At 65.2% G+C, this 7,979-nt stretch carries 2 protein-coding genes; both read right to left on the reverse strand.

Features of this window, described 5'->3' with window-relative positions; translation table 11 throughout:
• Nucleotides 1–153 precede the first annotated feature (153 nt).
• Nucleotides 154–369, reverse strand: coding sequence for a P-loop NTPase family protein (locus tag IEZ19_RS48545; protein ID WP_189317763.1), 216 nt, complete (start codon nt 367–369; stop codon nt 154–156).
• 27 nt (nt 370–396) lie between these two features.
• Entirely contained in the window at nt 397–7,473 is a 7,077-nt protein-coding gene (locus IEZ19_RS52925) for a polymorphic toxin-type HINT domain-containing protein (RefSeq protein ID WP_268248797.1), read from the reverse strand.
• Between the last annotated feature and the right edge of the window lie 506 nt (nt 7,474–7,979).

A 7,979-nucleotide genomic window follows, 5' to 3' on the forward strand; every position in this document is an offset into this window, starting at 1 on the left:
CCCAACACCCCCAACACGACCACTGATTGATCGGCTACACCACAAGAAGGGACATGACCTCAACTACTGCCGTCACCCCACGCAGAAGCCCCGCCAGGACGAACCTGACGGGGCTTCAAATTTGCTACCGCGACCTTAGGCTAGCCAGCGGCTTCACTCCTCAAGGCCAGACTGAAGCCGCTGCCAATCCTCCTGCTGATCACGCCAGGCGGTGCTCGCATAGATCGCGGTCTTCGCCTCGGGCAAAGACAGGCCAAGCACACGTGAAGCTACGTAGATAGCTTCGATCGGCGACAGGCCAAGTTCCCGCAGTTCCCGGAATACCGGTTCCCGCTCCACTTGCCCTCGGCCGGTGATGCTCGATGCCAACCCGTCCAGTCGAGACCGATCCATTCTCTAATCTCCTAGGATCTTTGCGACGTCCAAGGTCATCGACCCCGGGCGCTTGTAGATGGTGCCGTCCGGCTTCGGGATATGCCGCTCATAGTTCAGTACGACGGTGCTAAACCCCTGGGATCTCGCCTGCTCGGCGACGGAGCGCTTCATCTGACGAATTGCATCTGGCCCGATCGGGGCGCGACTCAGCCCTTGGGTCCCCTTCGGGAAGACCATCAGTCCGTCCAGATGCACGGTGTCTCCGGCCACCCTGACGGTCGCCATGGTCTCAACCGTCTGCCCTCCAACATTGAATGATCCGTCCCAGATGTCTCCATCGGTGAATGGAGAGCAGTTGCTGTTGTGAACAAGGACCGGAGTCTGCCCCGCCAGCACATAGTACGTGTGCACGCCCTGGACGGTGAGATTGTACGTGTGCGCGTGTGTCGAGAAGTGTCGGTTCGCCAGCACCTCTGCGGTTTCGCCGCCCGCCGTCATGAGGTGATCGCCAGGGCGGAGCTGGCCGGCCTTGACCCAGTGGTGGGCGTCCACATCCCAGAATGGGTGGCCTGTGGTGGCAATTATGTGGGAGGTTGCCTCATGGCTGGCAATGGTGAGGTCGGAAAAATCCTTGTCCGTGTCGTTGACGATTTTGCGGATGACGCGACGGAGGCTTTGTTTTCCTGTTTTTGGATCAGCAGCCAGGACCTTGTCTCCGGCGCGGATTTTTTCGATGGGTTTCCGCTTGCCGTTCTCCATCAGGACGCCGGTGCCGGCCAGGAAGCACATGCAATCGCCAGACCTGGCTGTACCTCCTCGGACACGACCGACTTTCAGTCCGCCAATCCCGTCCCCTGTGTTGATGTGGAATGCATAGACATTCGCGATCATGCGAGCCAGGCTCATGTCGACCTGGGTTCCACAGCCAGATTCCTCGCCCATTCCGGCGCAGGTCAGGAACAGCAATTGATTGAGCATCCCGTAGCCGATGGGATCGACGGGGGCATAGCACGCCATGTCATGCGTGTAGCAGGTCTTTATGCCTTCGGAGCGGAATTCTTGCGCAAACTTCTTAGCGTTTTTCCAATTGGCGTCGATAGAAACTCCTTCGGCAATTCCAATACTGCCGTCGCCGTTCCAGTCAACTCCATCTCCTTCGTCCATTGGTGGTGGCGGCACATATCCTTTTTCTCCGGGGCATTTAACGTCAGATTTTCCACAGTCGTTTCCTCCGTGGTCTTCGGAGGTGAAGGAGAGACCGGATGGGTCGCTGTAGTTGATGGGGTCGTTGATGCTGTAGCTGTAGGCGGAGAGGTTTTGCGGGATGTAGGGGGTGCTGAGCGGGTCGGGGCTGAGGAAGCGGCCGAGGTGGGGGTCGTAGGCGCGGGCGCCGAGGAGGGACAGGCCGGTGCTGGTGTCTTCGGTCTTGCCGAGGAAGCCGTTGCTGGTGCCAGCGGGCAGAGTGCCGCTGCGTTCGTCGCCGAAGGGGGTGTAGCGGCGGCGGCTGGTAGCGGCGGTGGCGGCGTCAACGGCGAGCTGGGTGGAGGCCTGGGTGTCGGCCATCAGGTAGGTGAGCTTGCCGCCGGTGCTGGTGGTGGTGCGCATGGCCACCGTGGAGGTTCCGCAGGTGTAGTAGCGGGTGGCGGTGGCGTTGGTGCCGTCGGTGGTGCGCAGTTCCATGCCGCCGAGGTAGGCGACGGTCTCCTGGGGGCTGGTGCGGATCAGGAGGTTGCCGTCGGCGTCGTAGGTGTAGCGGGTGAGTCGGCTGCCGCCGCTGTCGGTGGTCTTGGCGCTGGCGAGCTGGCCGAGTTTGGTCCAGGTGTAGTCGGTGGTCTTGGCGGGTTCGACCCGACGGGTCATCTGGCCGACGTCACCGTAGGAGAACGTCTCGGTTGCGGTGGTGGTGCCGCCGGTGATGGTGTTGATCTTGCGGACGCCGTGCGGCCAGTCGGCATTGGCGGTGGTCCAGGTGCCGGCGTCGTCGTAGCCGGGGTAGAGATAGTCGCGAGTGGTGGCCGTGCCGGTGGTGTCGGTGTCGGTGGTGGACTGGAGGTTGCCGAGGCGGTCGTAGGCATAGGCCGTCTGGTAGGGAGCCTCGCCTGCGAAGTCGGAAACGCTGGTCACCGCGCACGTGTTGGCGTCCGTGCGGGTGTAGGCGCTGGTGAGTCGGGCCTGGTCGTCGTAGCTGAAGCACTGCGACTGCGCGGGCTGGCCGGTGGCCTGCTCCCGGATCTGCGTGACCTTGCCATCAGCGTCGTAGGAGTAAAGGTCCTGCTGTCGTTCGTTGGTGCTGTACTGGCCGACGGTGGTGGTCGTGGTGATGCCCCGCAGCCAGCGTGTGCCGCCGGCGTAGTAGTAGCTGTAGCTGCGTTGCGCGCTGACGCCGCTTGCACCGGTGCCGGGGCTGCCGTAGTAGCGGTCGGTCAGCAGGCCGTAGGCGTCGTAAGCCGTCGATTTCACATAGGTCTGCGTGTCAGAGGCGAGGCTTTGGGGCTGGCCGTAGGCGTTGTAGGTGGTATTGACCTTCTCCGCGGCGAGGCCGCCCGCCTGGGGGTAAGTGACGGAGGTGATGTCGTCGGCGGCGTCGTAGGTGTACTGCGTGGTGTAGTCGCCGGCCAAGCCGTTGACGTTGGCGGGGATGCTGACGGTGGTATTGAGCGGGCGGCCGCGGCTGTCGAATGCGCCGGTCCGGACGGTGTAGGTGTTGCCGTCGGAGTCGTGGCTGGTTGTAGAGGTGACCTGCCCCTTGCCGCCGGGCACGTTCAGTCCGTCCCAGGTCCAGGCGGCCAGTTCCGTGGTGCCACTGCTGACAGACGTCTTGCGGCCAAGAGCGTCGTAGGCGTAGCTGAGGACCCGCAGGGGCCACCCCGTCACCGGGTCGAAGTTGCTGTTGACCTTGCTGACCTGACCGTTGGCGTCGTACTCGGTGGTGGAGACGCCAGCGTCGGGATCATCGACCTTGGTGCGGTTTCCGGCCCGGTCGTAGGTGTAGCGAGTGGTGTTGCCGCGCGGGTCGGTGATCTGCTGCAGAGCGCCCTTCGCGGTGTACGCGTACTGGGTGGTGAAAGTCGAGGTGCCGTTGTGTTCGACGACCTTTGACGTCTGCCCGTACACATCGGTGTAGGTGTCTGTGGGTGCGGCGACGGCGGGGGTGACGGTGGTGTAGTCGCCGTGGTACGCCGTCAGCAGCCGGCCGTCAGCCATGGCCCGAGCGGTGGTTCCGTCACCGACGAGGATCTGGGATTCGGTGGTGCGGCCGGCCCAGTCCAGGGCCAGGTCGGTGTAGGAGGGCAGGTCCTCCACCCTGGGGCTGACCGGGCCGCCCGACCCGGCGGTCCCCTCGTTGCGGAAGACCGCCGAGGTGCCGGTGACGTTGCCGGACGTGTCGTAGCGGGTGACCGCGACCTGCCGGTTGGGCACCTCCTGGCCGCTGGAGTCGGTACCGTCCGGCAGCGACGTCTGGGTTTCCCGGGCGCGGCCGAGGCCGTCGGTGTAGGCGTAGGAAGTCAGGTAGGTGGTGCCGGACTGCAGCGTGGAGGTGGCCACACGCGGGTAACCGTCGACCGAGTCCGGGACGCCGCCGCTGGTGGAGGTGGGGACGCTGTAGCTGAACTTCAGCGACGGGGAACTACCGGTCTCGGTCGGTTTCCACACCTCGGTGGGCCGGCCCGCGGCGTCCAGGGTGACCTTGGTGATGTTCCCGTTGGCGTCCTTGGTCTGATACGGAGCGCCCCACAGCCGGGACGTCCATACCGTGGTCGTCAGCGGGCCGCGACCGCCGGTAGGTCCGTCGGGGTCGGGTGTGGTGGTGGTGACGCCGTTCAGCGGCCAGGTGTTGTCCGGGCTGTACGTCGTGGTGGTGCGGTGGGCGTCCGCGTCTTCGGTCCAGATCGCCCGGCCCGCGCCGTCGTAGCCGAACCTCACCGTCTGGTAGTCGCTGGAGGTGGTGTAGGCGCGCGTCTCGGTGGGGTTGCCGTCGACGGGCTTGTTGGCATCCACCGAAGTGGCGTTGTCGTACAGGGTGACGTTGTAGCCGTCCTGGTTCGCTGCGGCTCGGTCGGTACAGCCGACGCTGTAGTGGCGCGTCTCGTCGGTCAACACCATCCAGCGCTGAATGCTGGACCCGTCGTACAGATCGGTGTTGTACGCACGGCCGTAGGTGGTGCACCGGTTATCGGCCACGCCCTGCTCGCCTTCGTCGCCGGTGCGCAGAGGCAGCCCGTAGGTGGCCGAGGTGGCGGTGGTGGCGTCGTACACGTTCTGGACGACATGGGTGCGCCAGCCCGTAGAGACCTTCGTCTCCGTGGTGGTCTGACCCTCGCGGACGAAGCGGGCGTCGGGCAGGCCGACGTATTGGGCGGTGTCGTGGGTCCAGTAGTCGTGGAAGACCCGCTGCTGGGAGGAGCCGGTGTCGTCGCGGCTGGAGGTTTCGATGGTGCGGCCCTGCAGCCAGGGCGAGTCGGTGTAGGAGGTGCCCTCCCCGTCGGTCACGGTGACCGAGCGGGTGGCGGATGGGTCGGTCTTGGAGGTGCGGTCGCCGTCCAGGCCGCGGTAGAGCCAGTGGAAAGTCGAGTGCTTGACCGCACCCGTACCGCTGGTGACCTCGACGCGCTGGTAGCCGCGCCAGTCCGACCACGTCTCGTCGTCGTCTTTGACGAGGGGGTTGTCGGTGAAGTGCCAGCCGGCGCCGCCCTGGTAGTCGTAGGAGGTGGTCATCTCCGGGGCGCCGTCCTGGCTACTAGTCACCGTCGGATCGACAGTCACCTTCGTGACCAGGAACTTCTTGAACCAGCCCGTCTCGGCGTCTGTCTCGCCCTCCGGAGTCCACTTCTGCCAGAAGCAGTCCTGAGTGTTCGAGGACTGGGTCGGCAGGCTGTCCGCGCTGCACGCGTTGGGTGCGCCGTAGGTGACGGTGGTGGTGGCGCCCATGTCACCGTGGATGGTGCTGAGGCGGCGGAAGTTCAGCTCCTTGTCACCGACCTGGTTGTCCAGATCGGTGCCGTTGAAGTTGATGACCGGCAGGACGATGTTCTCGCCCGTCCCGTAGGTCTCCCGCTGGACATAGTCCAGCCAGAGCGTCTTGCCGATCGTGCCGACCGGGTTGGGCAGACCGTGCTTGGTCTGGTACTGCTGCACAAGATCCCAGCCGTTAGCGCCGGTGTTCAGCACGAACGTCTTGATGTCCCACAGCATGTCCTTGCTAAAGAACGTGGGGTAATACGTCTTGCCCGCGCAGTAGTAGTCCGTGGATGTTCCGTCACACAGCAGGTCGACCGGCACATCCGGATACGACGTCGGGGTGGAGGAGATCGACGGGCACGGGTCCGGCTCTCCGCGCAGCGGATCCGCATCCGACATGCGCTCCACACACCGGCCCACATGGGTGAGCTCGACCTTGCCGGTCGGCTTGGAGTTCGCGATCTGGGTCGGCCAGCCGTACTCGATCTTCGTCAGATACCCGCTGGCTGTGTAGGCACGTGCCTTGTCGGTGTTGACGACGGACCGGTAGTAGTTGGTTTCCTTGTCGTAGAAGTAGACGGACTCGACCTCGTTGGCGTTCACGGTGCGGTCGAGGTTCCAGCGCCAGGCCTGTGCGCACGGCTCGGGGAACTGATCGTGGCACGGCTCGCCCGCATCGTTGCCGACCACCGGCTCGGTGAACACCGAGGCGGTCGCGGTGCCGGTGCGCTCGGAGCGGCCCCAGCCGAAGTAGTAGCGCTGCCCGTCCTGGGTGGAGATCACCCAGTACTCGTCGTCCGCGCCGTGACCACCGCTCAGGTGCTGCACCCGCCAGCCAGGGTCGTCCTGCAGGTGGTACGAGCCGGTGCCGTTGTTGTCCTGCACCAGTGTCGACGTGACGCCGTTGAGGCTGATGACGTACACCGCGCCGTCTGGCTCCGTGCTGGTGTTGGGCGAGTCCCAGCACATGTCGCCGATCGTCTTCAGCCCGTCCTGGGAGCAGTTGCGGTATTGGCGCTCGATGTAGCCGACATTCAAATCCCAGCCCATACCGACCCAGGACGCCTGGTTGTTCGTCGCCGAGGTACGCCCGTCCACCGACTGCGAGTTGTACGACAAGGCCAGCGACGGCGCCGACCCCATCGCCGGCGCGGGCAGGCTCACCGGCAGGCTGTAGGTGAAGGCCCCGGACCCGGTCGACACATCCCACGAACCGGACGGCGACAGGGTCGAGGCACGGTAATCGCCCTTGTCCGACGACGAGCCAGTGCTCAGCGCGTACACAGAACTCGAGCCGTCGGCCAACTGGGTGGACAGACCGTCCGTATCGGGCTCGGCCTCCACCGTCGCCGTCAGCGTGCCCTTCGCCGTGTCATTCTCCGCCGACACATACTCGCGCTCAGTGCAACCCTCGGCATCCGGGGTCTGCAGCGCGCACACCGGCAGCTTCACCAGATGCAGCCGGGACGCGAAATCACCACCGTAGGCGTACCGGAAACCGGAGTAGTCGATAGCGACCTGCACCTGACCCGGTGACGTGACACCGTCGGTACGGGTGACCTGCAGGCCCAGGCCGACGCCCCCTGCCGGAGCGATGTCCTGACCGTCCAGCACCCGGACATCGACCTGGTCCGGCGACACCGACTCGGTGTCATCGGCGGGCTGCGTCGGCGTCGATTCCGACGGCTGCGGCGACGCGCTCTCACCCGAATCCGCGCCGGCGGGAGCGCTGGCGGTCGCCTCCAGACTGTCCGAAGAGCCGGGCGTTGGCGTGGCAGTGTCGTCAGCCGCGAGCTGTGCACCGGTCAACTGGGCAGCGGTACCGGCGTCGGCGACGGGCGCGACCTCGACCACATCGGCGACCTCAGCGGAATCGCCACTCGCCGACGCAGACGGCTCGGACGTCACGGTGCCGGGATCACCGGGCGACGCCATCGACAAGTCAACCGTCGCCTCACCGGCAGCCGGCCACTTCGGCGCAGGCAGCGCCTTACCCGCCTCCTCCGCTTCCTGCGCCGGAACCGTCCCCAGCGACTGCGACGGCACCAGCGGCGTCGGATCGCCCCCGGCCGCGACTGCCTGCTGCGGCGCCACCACCGACACCGTTGACAACAGTCCCGCCAGCACCGCACCTGCCATACCCACACACAGCATGCGCGCACGCCGAGCAGCCATCAGAACCCCCACCCCACGCCAGCCTCACACTCGCAGGGAGACCAGCAGCCCGATACGATAGAACACACACCGACCAGGCCGAACCGGCTGCGCTGCACACCAGCAACAAGCGACTCGAACCAGGAGTTGACCAGCGAGGCGAAACTGTAAAAGCTGTGAACCCTCTGTGAACAGGGGGAAACATCCACCAGTTCCCCCCTCACCCCATGACCTTGATCACAAAAAAGTGAGGTTTACGGCCAGTGAGCCCTTTCCAACCTGGCGTTTGCGCTTACTCAGGAGCCTTCGATAGCGCTCGGGAAACCGTGATCAGCTATCTACGCTCTGCCGAGGGCGTTGGTGCACGTCGGAACCATGCTGGCAGTGCTGCAGCTCCCTTCACGGATGCTCAGTACGGTGCCATCACCAAGTGGGTGCGTTGCTTCTTGAGTGATGGGTGGGTGGGTGCGGTCACGCCGCGAGGGCGAGTT

Source organism: Streptomyces brasiliensis, assembly GCF_014647875.1.
Taxonomy (GTDB): domain Bacteria; phylum Actinomycetota; class Actinomycetes; order Streptomycetales; family Streptomycetaceae; genus Streptomyces; species Streptomyces brasiliensis.

Coding starts and splice junctions, on each gene's coding strand:
- IEZ19_RS52925 (WP_268248797.1), bottom strand. CDS start 7,473: ATGGCAGGTGCGGTGCTGGCGGGACTGTTGTCAACGGTGTCGGTGGTG.